This is a genomic window from Aquimarina spongiae (genome assembly GCF_900141785.1).
GTDB classification, from domain to species: domain Bacteria; phylum Bacteroidota; class Bacteroidia; order Flavobacteriales; family Flavobacteriaceae; genus Aquimarina; species Aquimarina spongiae.
Genome location: NZ_FQYP01000006.1, coordinates 22,227 through 46,153 on the forward strand (window position 1 = coordinate 22,227; position 23,927 = coordinate 46,153).

Genomic DNA, 23,927 nt, shown 5'->3' on the forward strand with positions numbered 1-23,927 from the left:
TAATTATACACTTCAAGAGCTTTGTAAGAACTACAATGGTTAAATAAAACCTAAGAGCGATAAAGGATACTCTAGGATTTGTATATTGCTATTAGGCAAAATTGTAAGAATATTTATAGTAGATGGCACAATCATTATTGTTTATACCAGATATTTCGGGGTTTACACATTTTATTCAAAATACAGAGGCAGAACATAGCCAGCATGTAATATCCGAATTACTGGAAGTTCTTATTAATGCAAATACGCAAAACCTTAAATTGGCCGAGGTAGAAGGGGATGCTTTATTCTTTTATAAAGTAAATGAAATCCCTTCGCAAGAAAAACTATTAGCACAGATAGAAACTATGTTTACTGCGTTTTATAGTCATTTGAAGCTGCTAGAAAAAAATCGAATTTGCCCTTGTAATGCCTGTGCTACCGCTCCAAATCTTCAACTGAAAATTGTCGTACATTCTGGCGAATTACAGTTTATAACTGTACAGGAGAAAAGAAAACCATTTGGGCAATTTGTGATCGAAGCACATCGATTGCTTAAAAACTCAATTCCTAGTGATAATTATGCTTTAATAAGCAATTCGGTTTGCGAAATGATTGGACTCACAGAATCATATCAAAGTAAATTATACAGTTTTAACAGGGGTGCTGATCGTTATGATGATCAGGATATTGGGTATTTGTTTTCAGAAATAGACAAGGAAAAACTCAAATTAAAGCCCTTTGCGATCCCAGAAGAAGTAGATTTTAAATCCGAGTCCTGCATTGTACTTGAACGTAATTTTGCTATTCCTGCAAATGAATTATTGGAATATATTACTAATTATGCATATCGACATTATTGGGCAAAGGGAGTGGATAAATTTGAGTATAATCCTGATGAGGTTACTCGATTAGGCACAGAACATGTTTGTGTAATTGATGGTAAAAGACTCAATTTTACTACAGTGACTAAAAAAGCTGAGGCAGATGAAATTGTCTACGGAGAACGTACTAATGATGTGCCAATTGATGAGTTATATCAGTTTTTTATTATTACTCCCATCTCGAACGCTAGTTGTAAGTTAAGAGTAGAAATGTATCCGAGAGCTAGGTCTATTTTTAAAAAAATATTGATTTCGTTGGTGCTCAAAAAGGCATTCAGGAAATCAATGAATACTTCAATAGATAACTTAGAGACAGCGGTAAAAAACCAATTGATGAAGGAAGTGGGTTAAAGGAGATCCAAGATCCGTTCAAGTTTCATGCCTCTAGAACCTTTGATAAGAATTTGTGTGTTGCTATTAGGAATATCTAGTTGATGAGCAAGATCTTCAAAATTTTCGAGCCTTTGCACACGAGTATCTGTACCTTTAGTTTTAAAGAAGTTGCTACCAATCAAATAAATTTTATCAGTAGCAGTATTGGTAATTAAATCGGCAATTCTTTGATGCTCGATTTCTGCTTCAACACCCAATTCAAACATATCACCTAAAAAAACAACCTTTGTACCTCCTTCAAATTGCTCAAAATTATAAATTGCCGCTTCCATACTCGTAGGATTGGCATTATAAGCATCAAGAATAATCGTGTAATTGTCCCTTTCTATAACCTGTGATCTATTATTGGTAGGAGTATAGGACTCTATAGCTGTTTTAATTTTTGCTGGATTAATTTTGAAATAGTTTCCAATAGCAATAGCGGCAGCAATATTAGTAAAATTATAGGAGCCTACTAAATTGCTTTGAATCTCTTGTTGGTCGTAAGAAACCACTACATTTGGGGCGGCCTTTTCAAATTTAATTTGAACGTCACTATCCTCATTTTTAGAAAATCTATAGGTCTTTATACCCGCAGCTGCATTAACTAATTTGGGATCATCAATATTCAGGAAAATCTGTTTGTTGTGTTTTTTTAGATGCTTATATAGCTCGGTTTTTCCTTTTAGAACACCTTCAATACCACCAAAACCTTCTAAATGGGCTTTCCCGATATTAGTGATATATCCGTAATTAGGTTTTGCAATATCTGATAATGCGGCTATCTCACCTTGGTGGTTAGCTCCCATTTCAACAACCCCAATTTCGGTTTGTTTGTTCATCGATAAAAGTGTTAAAGGAACACCAATGTGATTGTTCAAATTTCCTTTTGTGGCTTTTGTATTGAAACTACTAGATAGCACAGAAGCTATCAGTTCTTTGGTAGTTGTTTTTCCATTACTTCCAGTTAACGCGATAATGGGGGTGTCTAGATATTCTCTATGATATGTAGCCAGATGTTGAAGTGTTTCTAAAACATCTTTTACCAATATGTGTTTTTCTGAAGTTTTATAATTGGGATCATCTATTACCGCATGAGAAGCCCCTTTTGATAAAGCTTCATCGGCATAAGAGTTACCATCAAAATTTCCTCCTTTTAAAGCAAAAAAGATAGTGTTGTTTTTGATTTTTCGGGTGTCTGTTGAGATACCATCACTTTCCAAAAACAGCTCATGTAAGGTTGAAATTTTCATAAATACTTTGGTTTAGTATAGTAAAAAGCCCTGTACAAGTACTTTGCCAGGGCTTTTTCAATATAACGAACTTTAATATACTTCTATATTATCCTCTTGGTTTTTGGTGACGAGGAGTTTTCTTTCTTTTTGCTTTTGTACCTACTCTAGACATTGCATTTCTGAAACCGATGTAATCGGTTGCCATGTCTTGTGGAAGGAATCTTCTTTGTGCAGGGTCTAACCAATATGCTCTATCTTTCCAAGAACCACCTTTGTATACACGTACATTATCATCTACGATAGTTGTTCTTTTACTAGACTCATCATATCTTCTTTCTAGCTTGGTGCTGTCTTCTGCATCTGGTCCCACATAATGAATTGGCGCGTTGTACATTCTTCTATTAGGAAGGTTTTCATCTTGGTATCCTTCAAAATATCTAGAAGAGCTTTTATCACCATCTCTATAGTTTCTGTTGTCACTTTCTGTAAAATTAGTTCTCATATAAGTGTCCTCATCGGTGATAGGCACCTGAAGAATACCTCCCGGTAATACTCTCGAAATAATTTTACCGTTACTTAATGTATCATATACGATGGAGTCTGTCATTACAATTTTCACAGTACCATCAGGGTTGATAGCATTTTTGGTATACACATTACCTCTATAGTAGTTAAAATCGTTGTATTCATCATCTACAATAGGTCTGTATATATCGGCAACCCATTCGGCTACGTTACCAGCCATATCATATAAACCATAATCGTTTGGATCGTAAGATTTAACAGGAGCCGTAATATCAGCACCATCATCACTCCAACCAGCTATTCCACCATAATCACCATCTCCTTGTTTGAAGTTAGCTAATTGATCCCCACGGGTTCTTCTTTTTCCAGAACGCGTATATTTTCCATTCCAAGGGTATTTTTTTCTACCTCTATAGATATTATAACTTCTGATTTCTACTAAACCTAAGGCTGCATATTCCCACTCTGCTTCTGTCGGCAGTCTATATTTTGGTAATAATAGACCATCCTTACGTTGTATGTATAAGCCAGTGGAATCGTTGTCTTTTGCATATCTTTCTGATGCTCTACCACCGCGAATGGCTTCATCGTTACCTCCATATGTTTGTGAAGGGGCATTAAGATAAGTTTCAGTGTCGAAAGTACTTTCAGCAGAAACATCCTCAAATGGTGCATTTTCTCTGATTACACCTTCTTCTTCAAGAATTCTTTCATTAACTCGGTTGGTTCTCCAGTTACTAAATTCAACTGCCTGAATCCAGTTAACACCTACAACAGGATAATCTGCATATGCAGGGTGACGCAGGTAGTTATTAGTCATCATTTCATTGAATCCTAAACGATTTCTCCATACCAAAGTATCCGGAAGAGCTCCGTAGTATATGTTTCTGTATTTAGGTTCGGTTGGAGGATAAACACCTTTTAACCAGTCTAGGTATTCCAAATACATAATGTTGGTTACCTCGGTTTCATCCATGTAAAAAGATTGTACGTGCTGTTGCGTAGGGGTGTTATTCCAATCGTGCATAACATCATCCTGAACTCGTCCCATGGTAAAAGTACCTCCTTCAATAAATACTAAACCGGGTCCTGTTTCTTGTTCTTTGTAGTTTGTTGCTACCTGAAAGCCACCTTCCTTGGAATTGTATTTCCAACCAGTGGCTCTAGAACTACTCCCATAATCGTTCTTCGAGCAACTAAACAATAAAACACTAACGGAAAGTGCCATTAGCGACTTAAAAATAAACGCGTTTTTCATAATCTTAAGTTCGTTAAAGTAGAAATTAGGGCTTGCAATATAACAATTAACGTTAAATTTACCCTAAAATTTTTAAAATATTATCAATTCACAATTTTTTATGAATTGCCAACGACTTTGGTTTAACGCAATAATTTGTGGTTTATTATTTATCATTTAAGAAAAACCTAAAAAAAGAAATACAATACAAAAAAAGGATTTTACGACAATAAGCAATTGCTAAATAGCAGTTTTACTAATGGTTAAAATGGTATAAGACTCATTAAAAGTAGACGTAGTAATTTTTTTTAATTTTTTTTTTAGGGTAAATCAAAGGTTGGGTGTAATAGAGAAGAAAGATAAACATAATAGTGTGGTTTTTTTTATCACGGATAATAATTAAATTGATTCAGTATTTTTGGGTACATTTAGAATGGTGTGTAATGAGATTTAAAGAAATCAACACCTGCCATATAAGATATTGGTAAATTTTACGTTAAGAAAAGAACGAGTTGAAAAAATTAAACAACACACACTTTTTTAATCACTAAATAACTATATATTTGTCAAACTCAATTTTTGCAGGTATGAAAAAAACAATTATTCTTGGTCTTGCTTCTTTACTGTTTTCTAATCTTACTATCAAGGCACAAGAGAATAGAGCCATTACCACAGCCACCCCATTTTTATTAATTGCAGCAGATGCTAGAGCAGCTGGTTTAGCTGATCAGGGGGTTGCTACTTCGCCTGATGCTTTTTCACAGCAGTGGAATCCAGCGAAATATGCATTCGCAAAAACAAAACAAGGTGTTGGGGTAAACTACACTCCTTATTTAAGTAATCTGGTAAACGATATTTTTTTAGGGAATCTTAATTATTATAATAGAATCAATGAAAGAAGTGCAGTAGCTGCAAGTTTCAGATATTTTAGTTTAGGAGATATTGAGTTTAGACAAACCGCTGACGGTGCTGCAAATACGCAAAGACCTAACGAATTTACCTTGGATGTGTCTTATGCGTTGAAGCTTAGTGATCACTTCTCTATGGCAGTTGCAGGGCGTTATTTGCGTTCAGATTTAAGATTGCAAACCGAAAATGCAGATGATGCTAGTGCGGCAGGAAGTTTTGGAGTTGACGTAGCAGGTTTCTTTAGAAGTGAAGAGATTGCTTTCAATTCTTTTAACGGTAGATGGAGAGCTGGATTCAATATTTCTAATATTGGACCTAAAATAAGATATGACGATGCAGGTCAGGAAAACTTCATCCCAACTAACTTCAGAGTAGGTGGAGCTTTTGATTTCATCTTTAATGAGGATAACAGAATCACACCGACATTAGAATTTAGTAAGTTGTTAGTGCCTAGCCCTCAGGATTTTGATGGTGATGGAGATATCGATGCAGAAGATAATAGAGAGTATCAAGATATTAGCGCTTTTGGAGCGATCTTTTCTTCATGGGGAGATGCAGATGGTGGATTTAGTGAAGAGCTAAAAGAAATTACCTGGGCTTTAGGAGCAGAGTATATGTATAGAGATGTATTTGCTTTCAGAGCAGGATATTTTAACGAGAGTGAAGAAAAAGGAGCACGTCAGTTCCTTTCTCTAGGAACAGGTTTCAGATACAATGTAGTTAATCTAGACGTGTCTTACTTGTTTTCAACATCATCAGTACGTAGTCCATTAGAAGGAACACTTCGTTTTGGTCTTACGTTCAATTTTGGAGACGAATATTACGATTAAATAGAATAGATATAGTATTCGAAAAAAGTATCAAGCCAATGGTTTGATACTTTTTTTGTTTGTAGTACCTTGTGGTCCCTTTTTTTGAAAAGAAAATCAAGACAGCATGAAGGAAATAAAAATTACTTCAGTATTACAGATTTATGATTCGTTTGATGAACTGCCAGAGGATATTCAGGATTTAATGAAAAAATCCATGGAGATTAGGGATAAAGCTTATGCTCCCTACTCAGAATTTTTGGTTGGTGCTGCGCTATTATTAGAAAATGGAGAAGTGGTTCTGGGTAACAATCAGGAAAATGCATGTTATCCTTCGGGATTATGCGCTGAGCGAACTGCAATTTATTATGCAGGGGCTAATTATCCGGATGTAGCTATCCAAAAGATGGCACTTACAGCAAAATCCCTAAAATATAAGTTAGTAACACCAACTCCTCCTTGCGGAGCATGTAGACAAGCGATTGCAGAATACGAGGTAAAACAAAAAACGCCTATAGAGATATATTTTATGGGAGAGACAGGAAAAGTGGTGAAATCTTCCTCTTTATCTAATTTATTACCCCTTATTTTTGATAATTCGTATTTATAACGTTTTCGTAGATTTTATTGGTAAAACTGTTTTTCCCTTAATTTCGAATACCTTATTTTTGTTTTTCGTTCAGTTTTGAACGAAATCGGAAAAATTTAATAATTATCATTTTAGGTAATTAATTGTTACACTTATCAGCACAATTGTAAATGAAAAAAATAACCAAAGAAGTATACCTTAACTGGTATGAAGAAATGCTTTTCTGGAGGAAGTTTGAAGATAAACTTGCTCAAGTCTATATCCAACAGAAAGTAAGAGGGTTTTTACACTTGTATAATGGACAAGAGGCTATCCTGGCAGGGGCTTTGCATGCCATGGATCTTACAAAAGATCGTATGATTACAGCATATCGTAATCACGTTCAGCCTATTGGTATGGGAGAAGACCCAAAACGAGTAATGGCCGAACTCTATGGCAAAGGAACCGGTACTTCGCAAGGTTTAGGAGGATCTATGCATATTTTCTCGAAAGAACATCGTTTTTATGGTGGGCACGGTATAGTGGGAGGACAAATCCCTTTAGGTGCAGGATTGGCATTCGCTGATAAGTATCACAAAAGAGATGCTGTTACACTTACTTTTATGGGTGATGGAGCTACAAGACAAGGATCTTTGCACGAGACTTTTAACCTGGCAATGCTTTGGAATTTACCAGTTGTATTTTGTGTAGAGAATAATGGTTATGCGATGGGTACCTCGGTAGAAAGAACGGCAAATCATACCGACATTTGGAAATTAGGATTGGGTTATGAAATGCCTTGTGGACCAGTAGATGCCATGAATCCTGTAAAAGTAGCAGAAGCGTTAGATGAAGCGATTACAAGAGCAAGAACAGGTGGAGGGCCAACATTTTTGGAGCTGAAAACCTATCGCTATAGAGGGCATTCCATGAGTGATGCACAAAAGTATCGCACAAAAGAAGAGGTAGCAGAGTATCAAAAAATAGATCCGATTACTCAGGTGTTGGATATTATCAAAGAGAAAAAATATGCTACCGACGAAGAAATAGCAACAATAGACAAAAGAGTGAAGGATCGTGTGGCTGAATGTCAGAAGTTTGCAGAAGAATCACCATTCCCAGAAAAGAATGTGATGTATGATGTAGTGTACGAACAAGATGATTATCCATTTTTATCACACAAACCACAATAAATTATGGCTACAGTAATCAATATGCCACGTTTAAGCGATACCATGGAAGAAGGGGTAGTTGCAAAGTGGCTTGTAAAAAAAGGAGATAAAATTAGTGAAGGAGATATCCTTGCTGAAATAGAAACTGATAAGGCAACGATGGAGTTCGAATCGTTTTACGAAGGGACTTTGTTGCATATTGGTATCGAAGAAGGAGAAACAGCTCCGGTCGATAAATTATTAGCAATTATTGGTGATGAGGGTGAAGATATATCTGCATTATTAAATGGAGACGCTACAGTTGCACCTGAAACTTCAGATGAAAAGAAGGATGAAGAAGCGCCTGCTGCAACCAATTCTACTACAGAAATACCGGAAGGTGTTGAGATCATTACAATGCCACGTTTAAGTGATACGATGGAAGAAGGAACTGTGGCTACCTGGTTGAAAAAAGTAGGTGATGCTGTTGAGGAAGGAGATATTCTTGCTGAAATAGAGACCGATAAAGCAACCATGGAGTTTGAATCATTTTATAATGGGACATTACTTCATATTGGTATTGAAGAAGGGCAGACTGCACCCGTAGATGCGTTATTAGCTATTATCGGGCCAGCAGGTACAGATGTTTCTGGGCTTAAAGATGGAACTGTTGCGGCTAGCGCTAAAAGCGAAACTTCAACTACGAGTGCAGCACAACCAGAAGCTGAAAAAGAAGAATTGCAAACAGCAACAACGACTAATACCAGTGCATCTGGAGGCAGAATATTTGCATCTCCTCTAGCTAAGAAAATAGCTAGTGATAAAGGTATAGATCTTTCTCAGGTAAAAGGAACAGGAGAAAATGGACGTATAGTCAAAAAGGATGTAGAATCTTTTGTTCCGTCAGTATCAGCACCAGCTGAGTCTAAGAAGGTAACGGCAAGCCCAGCTGTCCAGGCATTCGTTCCTGCTGGAGAAGTAAGCTTTGAAGAGGTTAAAAACTCCCAAATGCGTAAAGCGATAGCGAGAGGACTTTCAGCATCCAAGTTTACCGCACCTCATTATTATCTTACTATAGAAGTAGATATGGATAATGCGATATCATCAAGGAAATTGATCAATGAATTACCTGATGTTAAGGTTTCTTTTAATGATATGGTGGTTAAGGCATGTGCAATGGCATTGCGAAAGCATCCTAAAGTAAATACTACCTGGAAAGAAGATGTTACTGTGTTTAATAAACACATCAGTATTGGTGTTGCGGTAGCTGTTCCTGATGGACTTGTAGTACCGGTACTACCTTTTACGGATAGGATGAATATTATGGAAATAGATTTACTTGTCCGAGAGCTTGCGACAAAAGCTAGAGATAAGAAATTGACTCCACAAGAAATGTCGGGAAGTACTTTTACGGTTTCTAATCTCGGAATGTTTGGGATTCAAGAATTTACTTCTATTATTAATCAGCCTAATTCTGCCATTTTATCGGTAGGAACTATCGTGCAAAAACCTGTGGTAAAAGACGGTCAAATTGTGGTAGGGAATACTATGAAAGTAACTTTGGCTTGTGATCATAGAACTGTAGATGGAGCTACTGGAGCTCAGTTTTTACAAACCTTAAAGCAATACTTGGAAAATCCAGTTACTATGCTGGCCTAATTATATTAAAACTTATTATAAGATCCCGCTTCACCTTGAGGCGGGATTTTTTTATCTTTAGCATCAAATAATTGAGGTATGAAAAAGTATTTAGGAATAATAGCAGTATTAAGTTTGTCTTTGGCTTGCAAACAGGCTACCGTTGTAGCACAATCTGATGTAAAAGAAGCACATACACAGATCGATAAAAAGAACAATTCAGGGGATATCACAGCAGAGTACGTAGCAACGACAATGAAGTTTTTGGCAAGTGATGAGCTGGAGGGTAGAGATACTGGGAGTAAAGGGTATGAAGCTGCTGTGCAATTTGCAGAAAAGGAATTTCAATCTATGGGAGTAGCGCCTTATTTTGATTCGTATCGAGACCCTTTTGAAGCCAAAGGTGTTCCTACGATGAACGTAGTGGGTTACCTAAAAGGGAATGACAAAGAACTTGCTAATCAATTCGTAGTGGTTGGAGCACATTTGGATCATATAGGAAAAGGTGGCGAAGTGAACGGAGATGCTATTGCTAATGGTGCCAACGATAATGCAGCTGGGAGCACTGCGGTTTTGGCTTTGGCCAAACAACTGTCTAAGCTTAAATCGAATAAACGAAGTGTTTTATTTGTTCTTTTTGGAGCAGAGGAAAAAGGATTATTAGGGTCTAAGCATCTGGCTCAGGTATTAAAAGATAAAGGTATGGATTTGTATACAATGGTCAATTTTGAGATGATAGGTGTGCCCTTAAATGAAAAGTCGTACAAAGCTTATATCACAGGCTATGAGAAATCAAATATGGCTGCAAAAATAAATGAATATTCTGGTGCGGAGTTAATTGGTTTTTTACCAAAGGCAAAAGAGTATCAATTGTTTCAGCGCAGTGATAATTATCCTTTTTTCAAACAGTTTAATGTACCATGTCAGACTATATCAACGTTTGATTTTACGAATTACAACTATTATCACCATGTGGATGATGAAGTCTCTGAAATGAATTTCGAATTTATGGCAGAATTAATCAATGCTTGTCTACCTGTAGTTGTAAAGATTGCAAGTACTTCAGAAAAAGAAATAAAGCTAAATTAAGCAGCTTACACAAATGAGTAATAAGAACATTATTATAACCGGGGCAAGCCGTGGTATAGGGTATGAATTAGCAAAATTATTTGCAGACGAGGGACATCATGTTCTTGCGCTATCCCGAAATGAAACCCCGATTCAAAAATTAAATCATAAAAACATAGCCAGTTTTCCTTTTGATATTTGCGAACCACAGGATCTTTCAAAAATGACGGATTATGTTACCAAAAATTGGGATCAGGTCGATGTTTTGATCAATAATGCTGGGAAATTACTGAACAAACCTTTTGCCGAAATTACTACAAAAGAATTTGAAGAGGTGTATCGGGTGAATGTTTTTGGCGTGGCCGAAATTACCCGATTAGTTCTTCCATTTATGAAGTTGGGAAGCCATGTGGTTACCGTGAGCAGTATGGGAGGCATACAAGGAAGTATGAAATTCCCTGGTTTAGCAGCATACAGCTCGAGTAAAGGAGCGGTAATCACTCTAAGTGAGTTGTTGGCAGAAGAATATAAGGAGAGCGGGATTGCTTTTAACGTACTTGCTCTTGGAGCTGTACAAACCGAAATGTTGGAAGAAGCTTTTCCGGGATATCAAGCACCTTTATCTGCTTTTGAAATGGCAAGTTATATCAAAGATTTTTCTCTTAGGGGGAATACTTTTTATAACGGTAAGGTATTGCAGGTATCTAGTAGTACTCCATAGTCAAAAGGGAAACACTTACTGCTAATTGTTGTTCTTTCCCTTTGTTTTAAGTCTTTCAAAATAAACCTGGGTTGTTTTCAAGGGTTTTCCATCAATTGTTGTTGTGCTTGTTTTGATAATAGTTAATATGGTGTCTATAGCGGTAGGGTAGATGATTTTTGTTTTTACCGATTGTACCGAGTCAGAAACAGCCTGAAACGAATTGATGAATTCAATTTTTGAAATGAGGGTGTCTGTTGTGTTGCCAATGATGTTTTCTGCTTCTGAAGTTATTTTAAATTTGGGATGAGTTGCTATCAGTTGTTTTTCATCTAGCAAAGCATTTAATTTCTGAATCACTAGAATTTTATAAGCTTCTTCTTTGGGAATTATACTGGTTTCCGTACTAGTTTCAGAAAACTCGAATTCAGGTACAGACAGGTCATCAGCCTCTTTTGAAGCTCTTTTTGAACATCCTATAAAGAGGAGAATGACGAAGATGATATAACTGAATTGAAACTTCATAGTCGTACTCTGAATTTTAGTTTTACAATTTGTCCATTCAATCTTTTGGATTCTATAATCTCTATATTTTTTAATTGTTCAGTAGGGGTGGTGAGCGTATTAATAAATTTTGTTTTGGAATACATCTCAATACCTAATCCATGAGGCAATACTTGAAAAATAGTAGCATCTTTTGCAATGAGTTGAAATAGTTCTTGCTTGCGATGTTCCCAGTCTTCTATCTTACCATTGGCATAGTAATGTAGCATCAATGCGTAGTCATCTGTGCGTATTTGTATTTCTTCATTTTTTCTAGAAGAAACAATTCGGTAAATCGTATCCGTTTTATGATATGGGGATTGTACCACAAATTGAATAAAATCATCTTTGGTAGTCCAACTAAAACACCCTAAACTATCACTTTTGGTATAGAAGGGAGATTGTTGATCATTAAGAATGATAATATCCATAGGGATCGTATTGATTGGTTGTTTTCGATCCTGATCAATAAAACAAAAATTAAAAGTGTTGGTTTTTGGAGTGAACATATATATAACGGTCAACAGAACCAGGCTCGATAGTAAAAGAATAGTCGCTTTTAAAAGAACAGGTTTTTTGTTCTTTAATTGGTCTTTGGAATGGGTAGTTTTAAAATCATTCCAATTTTTATAATCACAATATTGAGAAAGCAGATTTAGGATGTCTACCCTAGGGAGTTTTTCAGGAGTGTTTTTAAAGTAACTATAAAACGATTTTTCGCTAATACTTCCTTTTACTTTTTGCTGTAGGTCCTCTTGAAAAGAAATGATATCCTGTCCTTTCCAAAGAGAAATATCCTTGCTTGAAGCATTGTTATTGGATAAAAACTCCCGAGCCACTGCTTTTTTAAGCTGATCAAATAATATGTTGTCCTCTGTAGTGATTTTCTAAGTTTTTGATAAAAAGGCAATTACGTTTTGTAAAACAGATTACAAGTGTTTTACAAGTAAGCTACAACTCATGTCCATGACCTTCCAATACTTTTGATTTCAGTTTAACAAGATAAAAAATATAACAATGAATACGTTAAAATTAGGAAAAGTGTTGTTGGTGAGTTTTGTGTTCTTTCATCTTTCATGTAGTCAAGAAAAAAGTAATCTGGATATGCATTCAGAATCAATTGCTCTTGAGCCTACGGGAGAAACATTGGAGTTTAATAGTTACGAAATCGAAGAAGAAGTAAGTAAGAAAGAGTTGCAAAAAAAGAAGAACGATGATCGTTCTTTTGAGGCAAAAATTATCAAGAATGCAAATTGTCGTCTTAAAGTAAAAAGTGTTGAAGAGGCTACAAAAAGAACAAAGGCCTTTGTGGCCTTGTATCAAGGGTATATCGCCGACGAGAGGTTTACACACACTAATTATTCCAAAGAAAACAGATTTGTGATCCGCATACCAAAAGATAAATTTGACGTGGTTTTGGATAGCGTTTGTAAGTGGGCCGAGTTTGTGGATCATAAGAATGTTTCTACAGTGGATGTAACCGAGGAGTATATGGATGTGTCCTCCAGATTGAAAACAAGACTAGAAGTAAAGGAGCGTTACGAAGCTGTTTTGAGATCAAAAGCCAAAACGGTCGAAGATATTTTGAAGGCTGAGGATAAAATAAAAGATATTCAGGAAGAAATAGAAGCAGCTCAGGGACGAATACAGTATTTAAGCAATAAGGTTTCTTTTAGTACGATACAGATAGATTTGTATGAGGCTGTTGTTCCTAAACCTGAGCCTACAATATACGAACCTAGTTTTGTAAGTAAGGCAAAAGAAGGGTTCTCTTTTGGTTGGTCTATCATTCAAAATGCTACATTACTGCTCTTTTATATTTGGCCTATTGTATTTTTGGCGGTATTGGTTCTGGTGTATTTCAAATGGATAAGAAAATAAAATTAATACAAGCGTATCTCTGTGATACGCTTAATTTTGTATTTTTCACTCGTGAAAGAGATTTTAGCGCGATATATTCCTGAAAGAGCTATTGATCAAGCCTTTGATTTGATTGTTACTTGTAATGTGCATCTTAAGATTGTTAATGAAAGAGTGACTCGTCATGGGGATTATCGCAGAACTCCAGATGGAAGGCACCAGATTACAGTAAATGCTTCACTCAATAAATATCGTTTCTTAATTACGCTTATTCATGAAATTGCTCACTTGGTTGCTTTTGAAAAGTATGGTCGTTTTATCAAGCCTCATGGAATAGAGTGGAAAAGAGTTTTTCAGCAATTAATGTTGCCCTATATCAATCCAGAAGTTTTTCCATCAAAATTATTGCCGGTCATTGCTAATCACTTCAAAAACCCTCGGGCTAGTAGTGATACAGACGAAAAATTGTCGCTAGCCTTAAAGCAATATGATCCAGACAATGATAAAAGTTATATATTTGAATTACCTTTCGGAAGTACCTTTAGATTATACAATGGAAAAATTTTCAGAAAAGGAAATAAAAAGGTGAAACGATATGAGTGCGTCGAAATTGCAACAGGTAGAGTATACCTATTTAACCCCAATGCAGAAGTAGAACTGTTACATTAACTTATGAACAAAAATTATTATGCCATATTGATGGCCGGTGGAGTAGGGTCTCGTTTTTGGCCCGTTAGCACAACTAGTTTTCCAAAGCAATTTCATGACATGTTGGGTACGGGAGAAACCTTGATACAAAAAACGTTTTCTCGTTTGGCCAAGATTGTACCCGTAGAGAATATTTACATTTTAACCAATGAGTTGTATAATGACTTGGTATTAGAACAGTTGCCATCGGTTACACCAAAGCAGGTAGTCACAGAACCAGCGATGAGAAATACAGCTCCTTGTATTCTTTATGCAGCGATGAAAATTCAAAAAGAAAATCCTGATGGCGTTATGGTGGTAGCACCAAGTGACCATTGGATCGAGGATGAAGATGCTTTTATCGCTGACTTGCAACAAAGTTTCGAAGCTTGTAGTACTAAAGAAATGTTGATGACCTTAGGGATTCACCCTACATTTCCAAATACAGGGTATGGGTATATCAAATATCATAAAGAAGATAGTGCGATTAAGAAGGTAGAGCAGTTTACCGAAAAACCCGACTACGAAACAGCAAAGACTTTTTTGAACGAAGGAAACTATCTTTGGAATGCTGGAATTTTTATCTGGAGTGTAAGTAGTATTGTTAATGCATTTGCTCAATTTCAGGAAGAAATGACTACATTGTTCAAGAAAGGGGAGGATGTCTACAATACCGAACAAGAAAAAGCATTTATAGCAACCCATTATGCATTAGCAGAAAATATTTCTATAGATTATGCTATTTTGGAAAAAGCAAAAAATGTATTTGTTCTTCCTGCTAGTTTTGATTGGAATGATTTAGGAACATGGGGGTCATTATACGATAAATTGGATAAAACCAATGAAAAAAATGCAGTGGTGAATGCAAGAGTCCTGACTCAGGATGCCTCAGGAAATATGATAAGAACTACAAAGGATAAAATTGTAGTTGTAGATGGATTGACAGATTATATTATTGTAGACAAAGAAGAGGTGCTGCTGATTTATCCTAAGAAAAAGGAACAACATATAAAAGAGGTACGTTCAGAAGTTAAAGATACCTTTGGAGAAAAATATACATAATACAATGGAAGAGAATACCAAACCACCAGTATCTAATCAAGAAGAAATGACCGAGTCTGTAAAAAGAGACGCCAAAGGTCTTTTTACAAGTGTAAAAACATTTCTTCAAGAGTTACTGGATATAAGGTCTGAAACAGATAAGGATCAAACTATAGAGGATGTTAAGAATGATATTCCTTTTAAAGGGCATACGGCTTGGATTCTTATATTTTCTGTCTTTGTGGCATCTATTGGGCTTAATGTAAGTTCGACTGCAGTGGTAATAGGAGCCATGTTAATCTCTCCGTTAATGGGTCCGATCGTTGGGGTCGGATTATCTATTGCTATTAATGATATCGATACTTTAAAAAGATCGTTGATCAACCTTGGGGTGATGGTTGGGTTAAGTGTTGCAGCAGCTACTTTATATTTTTGGCTCTCTCCACTTACCGAGCTCACACCAGAGTTAGAGTCGAGAACAGCGCCCACCATTTTGGATGTATTGGTAGCAGTATCTGGTGGATTGGCATTAATAGTTGCCAAATCAAAGAAAGGGACCATGCCCAATGCTATAGCGGGAGTAGCAATTGCTACCGCATTAATGCCGCCATTATGTACTGTGGGATATGGTATTGCTGTTTGGGAACCCAACTTCTTTTTGGGAGCATTATATCTGTTTAGTATCAATGCTATATTTATTGCATTATCTACCTTTATCGTAGCCAAGTTATTGCGTTTTCCGATGATACGGTATGCAAATTCTGCAAAGCGAAAGCGTACCGCACAATTAGCGTCATTATTGGCAATATTAGCTATGATTCCCGCGAGTTATACATTTTATGTAACGCTAAAAGAAAGTAATGCAGAACGTGATTATTCTCATTTTATTGAAAATGAGGTGAATGCAAATGAAAATTTATACTTGCGTAAGGACTTCTATAATTACAACGAAAGAACCATTAAACTATATTTTGATGGAGAAATGCCAGAAGCAGTGATGAGTGATTTAAAAAATGAAATTAAAAACTACAAGCATATTTCAGATTTTGAGCTGGCCATTAATGGGAATAAAGCCCGTGGATTGGATCAAGTATCAAAAGCCTATGACCGCGCAATTGTAGAGCTAGATCGCATGCAAAAGGAAAATGATAAGTTGTTGGATGAGATCGAAGACCTTAAAATACAAATGGCCGGTCTGGAAACTAGCCTGAGAGAAGCGAATAAAGAAGTGCCAGTAGAGGTGTTGCCTTATTTTAATATTTCTAAAGATGCCAAAATTCGTTTTCCGGATCTGGAAACGCTGGGATATGCAGAAATGTTGAAATCAAATTTCTTGCGTATGGATACCGTTCAGGTCATCTTCCCGAGATGGAAGTTTAAAGTGTCGGATAGCCTTGAGATCGATAGAAATCAAAGATTAAGAGAATGGATTACCAGAGAGTTGAAAGCAGATACTTTGTATCTTGAATAATCTATCCTGAATAGCCAAAAAATCTTTTTGGACAGTTGGTATACTACAAACCTTTCAGTTGAGCATCTCTTACCTTTTTGAACAGGTTCGAGGAATATACAAAGTCGGTAACAGCTTTGTTATCGGTTTTAAAAATTTGAGTTTTATCACCTTCCCATTCCAGATCCCCTTTTTGAAGAAAAACGATTTTTTCGCCGATCTCCATCACAGAATTCATATCATGTGTGTTGATTACTGTAGTGATGTCATTCTCTTCGGTGAGTTCCTTGATTAGATTATCAATTACGATAGCGGTTCTTGGATCTAAACCAGAGTTGGGCTCGTCACAAAATAAGTATTTAGGTTGGGTTACTACTGCTCTGGCAATAGCAACACGTTTTTGCATCCCTCCACTAATTTCTGAAGGTAACTTTTTCTCAGCGTTTTCAAGATTAACACGCTGAAGTACTTCGTGTACTCGGTGTAACATTTCCTCTTTACTCTGTTTTGTAAACATCATCAATGGGAACATGACATTCTCTTCTACCGTCATAGAATCGAATAAGGCACTCCCTTGAAATACCATCCCCATTTGTTCTCTAAGATCCCTTTGTTCCTGCTCGTTCAAATCAGAATATGTTGCCCCATCATAACAGATAGTTCCTTTTTCGGGAGTAAATAGTCCTAATAAACATTTCAGGAAAACTGTTTTACCACTACCACTTTGCCCAATGATCAAATTTGTTTTTCCACGATCAAAGGTAGTCGTGATTCCTTTCAGAATCTCTTCTCCGTTAAATCCTTTATGTAAACCTTTTACTTCTATCATTAGCTAAGTAATAATTGAGTGATTAAATAATTAGAGATAATAATAACCACAGTAGTCCATACAAAAGCTGTAGTGCTGGCTTTACCTACTTCGAGTGCACCTCCTTTCATATAATATCCATGAAACGAAGGGATGGTAGCTAATAGAAAAGCAAAGAAAAAGGTTTTTATAAATGCATAGGTAAGGTGAAACGGCATAAACTCTTCTCGTAATCCAATCAGAAAATCAGTACTCGATATAAACCCTCCATATACACCAGCTACATAGGCTCCTACAATACCTATAAACATTGCAATAGCGATTACAAAAGGATAGGTGAGCATAGCTATGATTTTTGGAAATACCAAATAGTTTAAGGAATTGATACCCATTACTTCGAGTGCATCAATTTGTTCGGTTACCCGCATGGTTCCGATACTTGAAGTAATAAAAGATCCTACCTTACCTGCCATGATAACCGAAATAAAAGTAGGAGCAAACTCCAATATCACCGATTGTCGAGAAGCAAAAGCGATCAACTTTTTGGGAATTAAAGGATTGGTGAGGTTAAGGGCTGTTTGGATAGCAACTACCGCACCAATAAAGAACGCAAGGAATACTGTTATACCCAAAGATCCTATAATTAAGTCGTCTATTTCTTTAAATATTAAATTTCGTAAAACAGAACCTTTAGTCATACGACTAAAAACTCCTTTTAACATTAAAAAATAACGACCAATATCGTCTAGATAAAACATATATTCCCAATTAGAAAAGCTAAAATAGAAAAAAAAATATCCTTAGCATTTAACCTTTCATTAAAGTTTTGCTTTTATATCCACCGCGAATTTGCGGTCCAAATTGTATGAGGTAATGATTAGATGAACTTTTGGAACCTCACTTTTTTGTTATTGTCGGTTTCGGTCTAGATATAAAAGGAATTATAGAAGTTGTTGAAGTATGTTTTGTACACTTCTTACTGCGCCTTCCATATATCCTCCAAACTGAGGGGAGGTTTCTGATCCTGCAATGTAGAAGTTATTGTCATACAATCCATTTTGATAGGCTGGGTTTCCGTTGTTTTGATGTGGGAAAATAAACTGATTTGCATCAAACGTGGTGAATGCTTCATTTCTCCAGAGGGTTTCATGATATGCAGTATAAGAAAGAATGTCGTTGCCAAACATTTTTTGAAGCTGATTTAGAACTTTAGTTTGTCTTTCTTTGGTAGTGTCGAAGTGTATTTCATTTTTGACAAAACCTTTTAGGGCGTATTTGTTGTTTTCATAATTAGAATGATCATACAATTCTGTTACCGGTCCTACATTACTAAAAACAGCACCAGAATAATGGTGTTCTTTCCAAAAAGATTTAGAAAAAGAAAGTCCTACCTTTATGGAGTCACGCATCCATGTGTGTGTTTGGTTAGCGAGTGTAGTTATATTTTTGGGTAAGTTAGGATTGAATTTTACTGTATTCATTAATAACATTGGAGGAATAGTGGATACTACTTTATTGGATGTAAATTGTTGGTTTTCGGTCTTTACTATACATCCATTGATCTTATCATAGCTAATTTCGTTGACTTTACAACCTAATGCTATGTGGTTTGCAGGTATGGTATTTGCCAGTTGGTGTGTCAATGTACTGGTTCCTCCTTGTATTCTATAACTTGATGGTTGGTTTTCAGGTATTTGAATGCGTTGAGGTGGCGAAGTAGATAAGGATTCGAAAAGTGTGATGCCTCTCATTGATTGCTCAAAAACTGGAATTTTTAATTCCTTTAGTAGTTTGAATAAAGTGGTATGTTGTGTTCCTAACCAGGTGGCACCCATTTCTATTGGAGTATGATCGGGAGTATAAGTGGTGTGTATTCGACCTCCTATTCGATCTCTCGCTTCTACAACTGTAAAAGATATACCGTGTTGTTGAAGTCTATATGCTAGTAATAGTCCAGTTAACCCTGCCCCAATAATTGTAACTTCTGTTTTCATTGCATTTCAAAATTAAAAATAAAGAGTAAAGCTATACAACAGCTTTACTCTTTATTTTAGCATAAAAGTTGGTTTTATTTTTCCATTAAATGTGTGCCATGAACCACTGCGGCGCCTGCTCTAAGTGCAGCTGCAATAAATGTAGTTTCTGCCAACTCTTCCTGAGTTGCACCATGTTTTATGGCGTTGTTTTTATGGATTTCCAGACAATAAGGGCATTGTGTAGTTAACGCTACTGCAACTGCCATTAGCTCTTTATATTTTACCGGAATAGCACCTTCTTCTAATGCGATACTATCAAAAGCCTGAAATGCTTTCATTGCCTTTTCGGCATTTTTACCAAGTTTACCTAATTGCTTTAGGTTATTCATGTCATACATAGCGTAATTCGAATTTAGATTAGTTTCTACCAGCTATTACTCCTCCATCAGTATCCCAAATAGCACCAGTTACCCAAGATGCCTTGTCAGAAAGTAAAAAGGTAATACTATCAGCAATATCTTGTGGTGTTCCGTTTCTTCCGATCGGGTGGAAATTGTTGAAACCTACTAATGCTTTTTTAGCCTCTTCGGCACTTCCAAACACGCTGTCATACACAGGAGTCTCTACCACCGCAGGAGAAACTGCATTTACTCGTATACCTTCGTCGGCAAGTTCCATCGCTAGGTGTTGTGTAAGCGAATGCAAGCCTGCTTTTTGCATAGAGTACGCAGAAGACGGGGTAGCCTTAACTGCTTGCTTAGCCCACATAGAACCTACATTTACAATGGACCCGTACTGATTTTCTTTCATCTTCTTGGCAGCAGCTTGGGTAATAAAGAAAAACCCTCTGTTTAGATCCTGATACGAATCGTAATCAGCAACCGTATGATCCAAAAATGACTTCGGTCCAAAGATTCCTGAAGCATTTACCAAATGATCCAAACGATCCAGGCTTTCAATTTTGTTGATTAAGTCATTTACACTGTCCTGACTAGTTATGTCTACCTGGTGTTTGATCACGTTGGCTACGTCTTCTATTTTAGAAGTATTTCTTCCTACTACGTGCACTGTCGCACCTTCGTTAATTAGATTTTGTACGGTAGCTTTACCAATTCCGCTAGTTCCCCCTATAACTAAGGCAACTTTGTTACTAAATGTGTTCATGTTTTATAGTTTTAAGTTAATATTGAACAGACAAGTCTGTCTTTTTTTGATAAAAAAAATTATGCTACTAAACTTCTGCAAAGTGACAGGCCAGTCTCGATAGGCCATTTGCTTTGATGTAGTTTACTTTCTGAAATTGCACTTTCGTACAACAAATAAATCTTTCTTGCTAATAGTTCTTCTTCTTCTTGATCAGTAGCTTGGCTCAGATTTTTATTGATTAAAGCTTTAATAAATTGGATAAATTCTTCTTTTTGTTTCTGAATTTCCTGTTGCACTCTTTCGCTTCCATGCGGGAGTTCTGCTATGGTGTTTAAACACCAACATCCATTAAAATCCTTCTGATCAAAGAATTTCTGTAGAAACCCAAACAACGCATATAATTGATCTTTACCTTCTTCAGCTTGATTTACAAAATCTTTGATGTCTTTGGTAAAGGTGTTGTTCTTATATTGAAGATAGGCAAGGCAAATATCTTCTTTTGATGCAAAATGATTATACAAAGTAGCTTTGGCAATCCCTGCTTCTTTGATAATTTCATTGATTCCGGTTAGATTATATCCGTTACGGTAAAACAGATTGGATGCGGTTTCAATAATATGTTGCCTAATTAATGAATGTTTCATGGTACAAACATAGATAAAAAACAGACAAGTCTGTCTGTTTTTGTTTAATTTTAACATTTATGAGGCTCAAAAGAAGAAGAATTAGAGTAGTTTTTTTCTAATTTTTTTCCATCGTAATGCACGGACAAACTTACCTTCGTTGGCAGATATGAGATAAGTTTTCTTTTCTTTTTTGGCTTTAAAAAAGCCCGTGATATAATCTTTGATAAGAATAGGTCGCTTTTTGAGCAATGCTAACTTTATTGAGGCAATTAGAGTAATCCAAAACCCATAGCGCATTCGGTAAAAAGCTTCCCCTTGTTTGTATTTTGCTTTGGGATTGTAGGTGTTTCCAGTCGGTTTCAGATGTTTCACCTCTAAGGATTCGTCGGTCTTGATTTTCCATTGATGATATTGTGCTAGCAACTCATCGATGGTATCCCATCCCATTGCGGTTTTTAATCCTCCAATATCTGTAAAACAGTCTTTTCTATAGGCTTTAAGCGCTCCACGAATATGATCTTTATTGGTTAAATTCTCTAGTACCCATTCTTCATTTTTCTCAATAAAACAAAAACCTCCGACCATACCAATTCGTGAATTGGACTCGAAATGAGAGATCATTTTTTCTATATAGTTGTTGGGGAAAATCAAATCGGCATCAAACTTACAGATGATATCGTAGTCCTGATCTAATGTTTCATATCCGTTATAAAAAGCATTGATGACTTTGCTACCTGGTAAATGAAGTTCTGAAGCCGAGGTTTTTATTTGTGTTATGAAGTTATATTTCTCCGTATAACTAGTAACGATGGTTTCAGTATTGTCATTAGAATTGTCATTTACCACAACGATTTTCTGGGGTAGTAACGTTTGGGAAACCAAAGAATCCAAAGTTTTGGCGATAAAGCGTTCTTCATTATGAGCAGGTATGACGATATAAACCTTCAAATTTTATTGATTTTTTAATCTGTTATTCTTTCTGCATAAACCATATAATAGCGTGGAGTAAAAAGTCGTAACAGAGGTCTGAATCCTATTTTTTTTACCGGATGTGTCCATTTTTCCCTTGCCATGATTTTCCAACCTGCTTTTTCTAATAACCAATCAAATTGCCAATCTTCAAATTCGTGATAGTGTCGGTCCCAGGGATCAGTCTTACTGCGGTATGCTGGAGAGAACCATAGTTTTAACGGGATAGAAGCAACTAATTTGTTAGCCTTTATATCTCGAAGCACATTAAAAGGCGCTATTAGATGTTCAAAAATTTCGAAAGCTGTTACCATATCAAAACCCTCATTTATAACTGCTGTTGTATCAAGATCCAGATCTTCGCCTGTGGTATTCGCAACAGTGTATCCTTCTTTTTCCATGAATTCGACAAAAGGATTTCGTACACCTAGATCCAGGACGTTGGAAGGGGCAGGGGTGTGATTCCGTAAGAATTCTAGCGTTTTTTGATAGCGTTTATGAGGAAAAGTTCCTTCGTACATAGTAATAAGTGCATTATTGCCTGTAAAAATAGACAATTACTAAGATTAGCTGCACTTGTTCTTATATTTTTATCAATATCTAATGCTGATATAGAAAGGCATTAATGTTCATTCCGGCACCAACACTGGCAAATAGTAAATAATCACCTTTGTTAATGGTTTGATCGTCAATTTTATGGTTTAGAATAAGATCGTAGAGGGTAGGGATAGTGGCTACACTACTATTACCAAGTTTTTGAATACTCATCGGCATCACATTTTTAGGAACTTCTTTTCCATAAAGCTCATAAAACCGTTTTACAATGGCTTCGTCCATTTTTTCATTAGCTTGATGGATAAGTATTTTTTTGATATCACCAATACCAACATCCGTTTTATCCAAACAAGCTTTCATTGCTTTTGGAACATGATTTAGGGCAAATTCGTAGATCTTTCTACCGTACATTTTGATATATTTGTTGGAGTCGGTAGTATTTTGATTATAGGTTTTTCCAAAAAATAGAAAGTTAGCTTCTTCCAAAGTATAGGATGCGCTTATCGAAGAAATTATTCCTCCTTTATCTTCGGAAATCTCAATTACGGAGGCTCCGGCACCATCAGAATAGATCATAGAATCCCGATCATGTGCATCGATTACTCGGGATAAAGTTTCTGCCCCAATGACGAGGCATTTTTTGGCCATTTTACTTTTTATAAACGACTGTGCTTGTATCACACCTTCTATCCAGCCAGGACAACCAAATAATAAATCATAGGCAACACAATAAGGGTTTTTGATTTGCAATTTGTGTTTTACTCTTGCTGCCAAACTAGGAACTGTATCGGCTTGTGAAGTATTTTTGTCTACATCACCAAAGTTATGAGCTACAATGATATAGTCCAAAGTTTCAGGATCAACTTTTGCATCTTTTATGGCTGCTTTTGCGGATAGAAAGGCCAGATCAGAGGTATTTTGTTCTTGAGAAGCATATCTACGCTCTTCAATACCAGTGATTTTTTTGAATTTTTCAATGACCACTGAAGTTGGATGATGTATTTCGGTACCATCTGCGTTCAAAAACTGATGATTTAAAAAATCCTCGTTTTGCTCTATTAGTGCTGGTATGTAGCTTCCTGTGCCGGTTATCTTAATGTTCATCGTATTCCTTTTCCTATTGAAAGGATAAGATAGGTAATACAATCTTTTTTGCTATGCATGCATAATAAAAATTACGATGCCCAACCT

General features: G+C 36.2%; 24 protein-coding genes. 11 read left to right on the forward strand and 13 right to left on the reverse strand.

What is annotated here, in order from left to right; all coding sequences use genetic code 11:
- Positions 1-122: 122 nt before the first annotated feature.
- The gene (locus BUE24_RS13770; RefSeq protein ID WP_073316700.1) at positions 123-1,214 is read left to right on the forward strand and encodes a DUF2652 domain-containing protein; all 1,092 of its coding nucleotides are present in this window, start codon (positions 123-125) and stop codon (positions 1,212-1,214) included.
- Here the strand turns inward: BUE24_RS13770 and BUE24_RS13775 are convergent.
- Both BUE24_RS13775 and gldJ read right to left on the reverse strand, forming a co-directional pair.
- Positions 1,211-2,488, reverse strand: coding sequence for a UDP-N-acetylmuramoyl-tripeptide--D-alanyl-D-alanine ligase (locus BUE24_RS13775; RefSeq protein ID WP_073316702.1), 1,278 nt, complete (start codon positions 2,486-2,488; stop codon positions 1,211-1,213). The genes BUE24_RS13770 and BUE24_RS13775 overlap by 4 nt on opposite strands.
- A gap of 88 nt (positions 2,489-2,576) precedes the next feature.
- A complete protein-coding gene (gene gldJ, locus BUE24_RS13780; RefSeq protein ID WP_073316704.1) occupies positions 2,577-4,253 on the reverse strand; it encodes a gliding motility lipoprotein GldJ in 1,677 nt (558 codons plus the stop codon).
- A gap of 566 nt (positions 4,254-4,819) precedes the next feature.
- Here gldJ and porV point away from each other — a divergent pair.
- From porV to BUE24_RS13810, 6 genes are all read left to right on the forward strand, one after another.
- Positions 4,820-5,971 (forward strand): type IX secretion system outer membrane channel protein PorV, encoded by a 1,152-nt coding sequence (gene porV / locus BUE24_RS13785; protein WP_073316706.1) that lies wholly within the window; start codon positions 4,820-4,822, stop codon positions 5,969-5,971.
- Positions 5,972-6,077: 106 nt separating this feature from the next.
- Positions 6,078-6,560, forward strand: a complete 483-nt coding sequence (locus BUE24_RS13790; protein WP_073316708.1) for a cytidine deaminase — start codon at positions 6,078-6,080, stop codon at positions 6,558-6,560.
- Between the two features lie 149 nt (positions 6,561-6,709).
- Positions 6,710-7,711, forward strand: coding sequence for a pyruvate dehydrogenase (acetyl-transferring) E1 component subunit alpha (gene pdhA / locus BUE24_RS13795; protein WP_073316710.1), 1,002 nt, complete (start codon positions 6,710-6,712; stop codon positions 7,709-7,711).
- A 3-nt stretch (positions 7,712-7,714) separates the two neighbouring features.
- On the forward strand, positions 7,715-9,328 hold the full coding sequence (locus tag BUE24_RS13800; protein ID WP_073316712.1) for a pyruvate dehydrogenase complex dihydrolipoamide acetyltransferase: 1,614 nt from the start codon (positions 7,715-7,717) through the stop codon (positions 9,326-9,328).
- Between the two features lie 78 nt (positions 9,329-9,406).
- On the forward strand, positions 9,407-10,396 hold the full coding sequence (locus BUE24_RS13805; protein ID WP_073316714.1) for a M20/M25/M40 family metallo-hydrolase: 990 nt from the start codon (positions 9,407-9,409) through the stop codon (positions 10,394-10,396).
- Between the two features lie 13 nt (positions 10,397-10,409).
- A complete protein-coding gene (locus BUE24_RS13810) occupies positions 10,410-11,096 on the forward strand; it encodes an SDR family NAD(P)-dependent oxidoreductase (RefSeq protein WP_073316716.1) in 687 nt (228 codons plus the stop codon).
- A gap of 21 nt (positions 11,097-11,117) precedes the next feature.
- Here the strand turns inward: BUE24_RS13810 and BUE24_RS13815 are convergent, their stop codons facing one another.
- Positions 11,118-11,600, reverse strand: coding sequence for a hypothetical protein (locus BUE24_RS13815; protein WP_073316717.1), 483 nt, complete (start codon positions 11,598-11,600; stop codon positions 11,118-11,120).
- Positions 11,597-12,457 (reverse strand): hypothetical protein, encoded by an 861-nt coding sequence (locus BUE24_RS13820; RefSeq protein ID WP_073316719.1) that lies wholly within the window; start codon positions 12,455-12,457, stop codon positions 11,597-11,599. Before BUE24_RS13820 ends, BUE24_RS13815 begins: the two co-directional genes overlap by 4 nt.
- A gap of 178 nt (positions 12,458-12,635) precedes the next feature.
- Between BUE24_RS13820 and BUE24_RS13825 the strand changes: the two genes are divergently transcribed.
- Genes BUE24_RS13825 through BUE24_RS13840 form a run of 4 tightly spaced genes read left to right on the forward strand, consistent with a single transcriptional unit; the run spans position 12,636 to position 16,677 of the window.
- The gene (locus tag BUE24_RS13825; protein ID WP_073316721.1) at positions 12,636-13,499 is read left to right on the forward strand and encodes a DUF4349 domain-containing protein; all 864 of its coding nucleotides are present in this window, start codon (positions 12,636-12,638) and stop codon (positions 13,497-13,499) included.
- A gap of 51 nt (positions 13,500-13,550) precedes the next feature.
- On the forward strand, positions 13,551-14,147 hold the full coding sequence (locus tag BUE24_RS13830) for a SprT-like domain-containing protein (protein ID WP_073317605.1): 597 nt from the start codon (positions 13,551-13,553) through the stop codon (positions 14,145-14,147).
- Between the two features lie 3 nt (positions 14,148-14,150).
- On the forward strand, positions 14,151-15,227 hold the full coding sequence (locus BUE24_RS13835; RefSeq protein WP_073316723.1) for a mannose-1-phosphate guanylyltransferase: 1,077 nt from the start codon (positions 14,151-14,153) through the stop codon (positions 15,225-15,227).
- Positions 15,228-15,231: 4 nt separating this feature from the next.
- On the forward strand, positions 15,232-16,677 hold the full coding sequence (locus BUE24_RS13840; protein WP_073316725.1) for a DUF389 domain-containing protein: 1,446 nt from the start codon (positions 15,232-15,234) through the stop codon (positions 16,675-16,677).
- Between the two features lie 43 nt (positions 16,678-16,720).
- Here the strand turns inward: BUE24_RS13840 and BUE24_RS13845 are convergent, their stop codons facing one another.
- The 9 genes from BUE24_RS13845 to BUE24_RS13885 form a co-directional block, all read right to left on the reverse strand.
- Positions 16,721-17,485, reverse strand: a complete 765-nt coding sequence (locus BUE24_RS13845) for an ABC transporter ATP-binding protein (RefSeq protein ID WP_073316727.1) — start codon at positions 17,483-17,485, stop codon at positions 16,721-16,723.
- On the reverse strand, positions 17,485-18,222 hold the full coding sequence (locus BUE24_RS13850; protein ID WP_073316728.1) for an MlaE family ABC transporter permease: 738 nt from the start codon (positions 18,220-18,222) through the stop codon (positions 17,485-17,487). Before BUE24_RS13850 ends, BUE24_RS13845 begins: the two co-directional genes overlap by 1 nt.
- Before the next feature lie 183 nt (positions 18,223-18,405).
- Positions 18,406-19,458, reverse strand: coding sequence for a flavin monoamine oxidase family protein (locus BUE24_RS13855; protein WP_073316730.1), 1,053 nt, complete (start codon positions 19,456-19,458; stop codon positions 18,406-18,408).
- 74 nt (positions 19,459-19,532) lie between these two features.
- Positions 19,533-19,829, reverse strand: coding sequence for a carboxymuconolactone decarboxylase family protein (locus BUE24_RS13860; RefSeq protein WP_244548153.1), 297 nt, complete (start codon positions 19,827-19,829; stop codon positions 19,533-19,535).
- Between the two features lie 28 nt (positions 19,830-19,857).
- Complete coding sequence (locus BUE24_RS13865; RefSeq protein WP_073316734.1) at positions 19,858-20,604, reverse strand: SDR family NAD(P)-dependent oxidoreductase; 747 nt, start codon at positions 20,602-20,604, stop codon at positions 19,858-19,860.
- A 59-nt stretch (positions 20,605-20,663) separates the two neighbouring features.
- Entirely contained in the window at positions 20,664-21,230 is a 567-nt protein-coding gene (locus tag BUE24_RS13870; RefSeq protein ID WP_073317608.1) for a TetR/AcrR family transcriptional regulator, read from the reverse strand.
- A gap of 81 nt (positions 21,231-21,311) precedes the next feature.
- A complete protein-coding gene (locus tag BUE24_RS13875; protein ID WP_073316736.1) occupies positions 21,312-22,160 on the reverse strand; it encodes a glycosyltransferase family 2 protein in 849 nt (282 codons plus the stop codon).
- Between the two features lie 14 nt (positions 22,161-22,174).
- Positions 22,175-22,702: a class I SAM-dependent methyltransferase gene (locus tag BUE24_RS13880; RefSeq protein ID WP_073317611.1), complete on the reverse strand. Its 528-nt coding sequence runs from the start codon at positions 22,700-22,702 to the stop codon at positions 22,175-22,177.
- Positions 22,703-22,781: 79 nt separating this feature from the next.
- A complete protein-coding gene (locus BUE24_RS13885; RefSeq protein ID WP_073316738.1) occupies positions 22,782-23,840 on the reverse strand; it encodes a 3-oxoacyl-ACP synthase III family protein in 1,059 nt (352 codons plus the stop codon).
- Positions 23,841-23,927 lie beyond the last annotated feature (87 nt).

What these genes read in the sequence shown, in the direction of transcription:
- BUE24_RS13770 (WP_073316700.1), top strand. Translation starts at nt 123, where the DNA reads ATGGCACAATCATTATTGTTTATACCAGATATTTCGGGGTTTACACAT.
- BUE24_RS13850 (WP_073316728.1), bottom strand. Translation starts at nt 18,222, where the DNA reads ATGTTTTATCTAGACGATATTGGTCGTTATTTTTTAATGTTAAAAGGA.
- BUE24_RS13775 (WP_073316702.1), bottom strand. Translation starts at nt 2,488, where the DNA reads ATGAAAATTTCAACCTTACATGAGCTGTTTTTGGAAAGTGATGGTATC.
- BUE24_RS13805 (WP_073316714.1), top strand. Translation starts at nt 9,407, where the DNA reads ATGAAAAAGTATTTAGGAATAATAGCAGTATTAAGTTTGTCTTTGGCT.
- BUE24_RS13800 (WP_073316712.1), top strand. Translation starts at nt 7,715, where the DNA reads ATGGCTACAGTAATCAATATGCCACGTTTAAGCGATACCATGGAAGAA.
- BUE24_RS13870 (WP_073317608.1), bottom strand. Translation starts at nt 21,230, where the DNA reads ATGAAACATTCATTAATTAGGCAACATATTATTGAAACCGCATCCAAT.
- BUE24_RS13865 (WP_073316734.1), bottom strand. Translation starts at nt 20,604, where the DNA reads ATGAACACATTTAGTAACAAAGTTGCCTTAGTTATAGGGGGAACTAGC.
- gldJ (WP_073316704.1), bottom strand. Translation starts at nt 4,253, where the DNA reads ATGAAAAACGCGTTTATTTTTAAGTCGCTAATGGCACTTTCCGTTAGT.
- BUE24_RS13810 (WP_073316716.1), top strand. Translation starts at nt 10,410, where the DNA reads ATGAGTAATAAGAACATTATTATAACCGGGGCAAGCCGTGGTATAGGG.
- porV (WP_073316706.1), top strand. Translation starts at nt 4,820, where the DNA reads ATGAAAAAAACAATTATTCTTGGTCTTGCTTCTTTACTGTTTTCTAAT.
- BUE24_RS13855 (WP_073316730.1), bottom strand. Translation starts at nt 19,458, where the DNA reads ATGAAAACAGAAGTTACAATTATTGGGGCAGGGTTAACTGGACTATTA.
- BUE24_RS13880 (WP_073317611.1), bottom strand. Translation starts at nt 22,702, where the DNA reads ATGTACGAAGGAACTTTTCCTCATAAACGCTATCAAAAAACGCTAGAA.
- BUE24_RS13825 (WP_073316721.1), top strand. Translation starts at nt 12,636, where the DNA reads ATGAATACGTTAAAATTAGGAAAAGTGTTGTTGGTGAGTTTTGTGTTC.
- BUE24_RS13885 (WP_073316738.1), bottom strand. Translation starts at nt 23,840, where the DNA reads ATGAACATTAAGATAACCGGCACAGGAAGCTACATACCAGCACTAATA.
- pdhA (WP_073316710.1), top strand. Translation starts at nt 6,710, where the DNA reads ATGAAAAAAATAACCAAAGAAGTATACCTTAACTGGTATGAAGAAATG.
- BUE24_RS13845 (WP_073316727.1), bottom strand. Translation starts at nt 17,485, where the DNA reads ATGATAGAAGTAAAAGGTTTACATAAAGGATTTAACGGAGAAGAGATT.
- BUE24_RS13860 (WP_244548153.1), bottom strand. Translation starts at nt 19,829, where the DNA reads ATGAATAACCTAAAGCAATTAGGTAAACTTGGTAAAAATGCCGAAAAG.
- BUE24_RS13835 (WP_073316723.1), top strand. Translation starts at nt 14,151, where the DNA reads ATGAACAAAAATTATTATGCCATATTGATGGCCGGTGGAGTAGGGTCT.
- BUE24_RS13790 (WP_073316708.1), top strand. Translation starts at nt 6,078, where the DNA reads ATGAAGGAAATAAAAATTACTTCAGTATTACAGATTTATGATTCGTTT.
- BUE24_RS13840 (WP_073316725.1), top strand. Translation starts at nt 15,232, where the DNA reads ATGGAAGAGAATACCAAACCACCAGTATCTAATCAAGAAGAAATGACC.
- BUE24_RS13815 (WP_073316717.1), bottom strand. Translation starts at nt 11,600, where the DNA reads ATGAAGTTTCAATTCAGTTATATCATCTTCGTCATTCTCCTCTTTATA.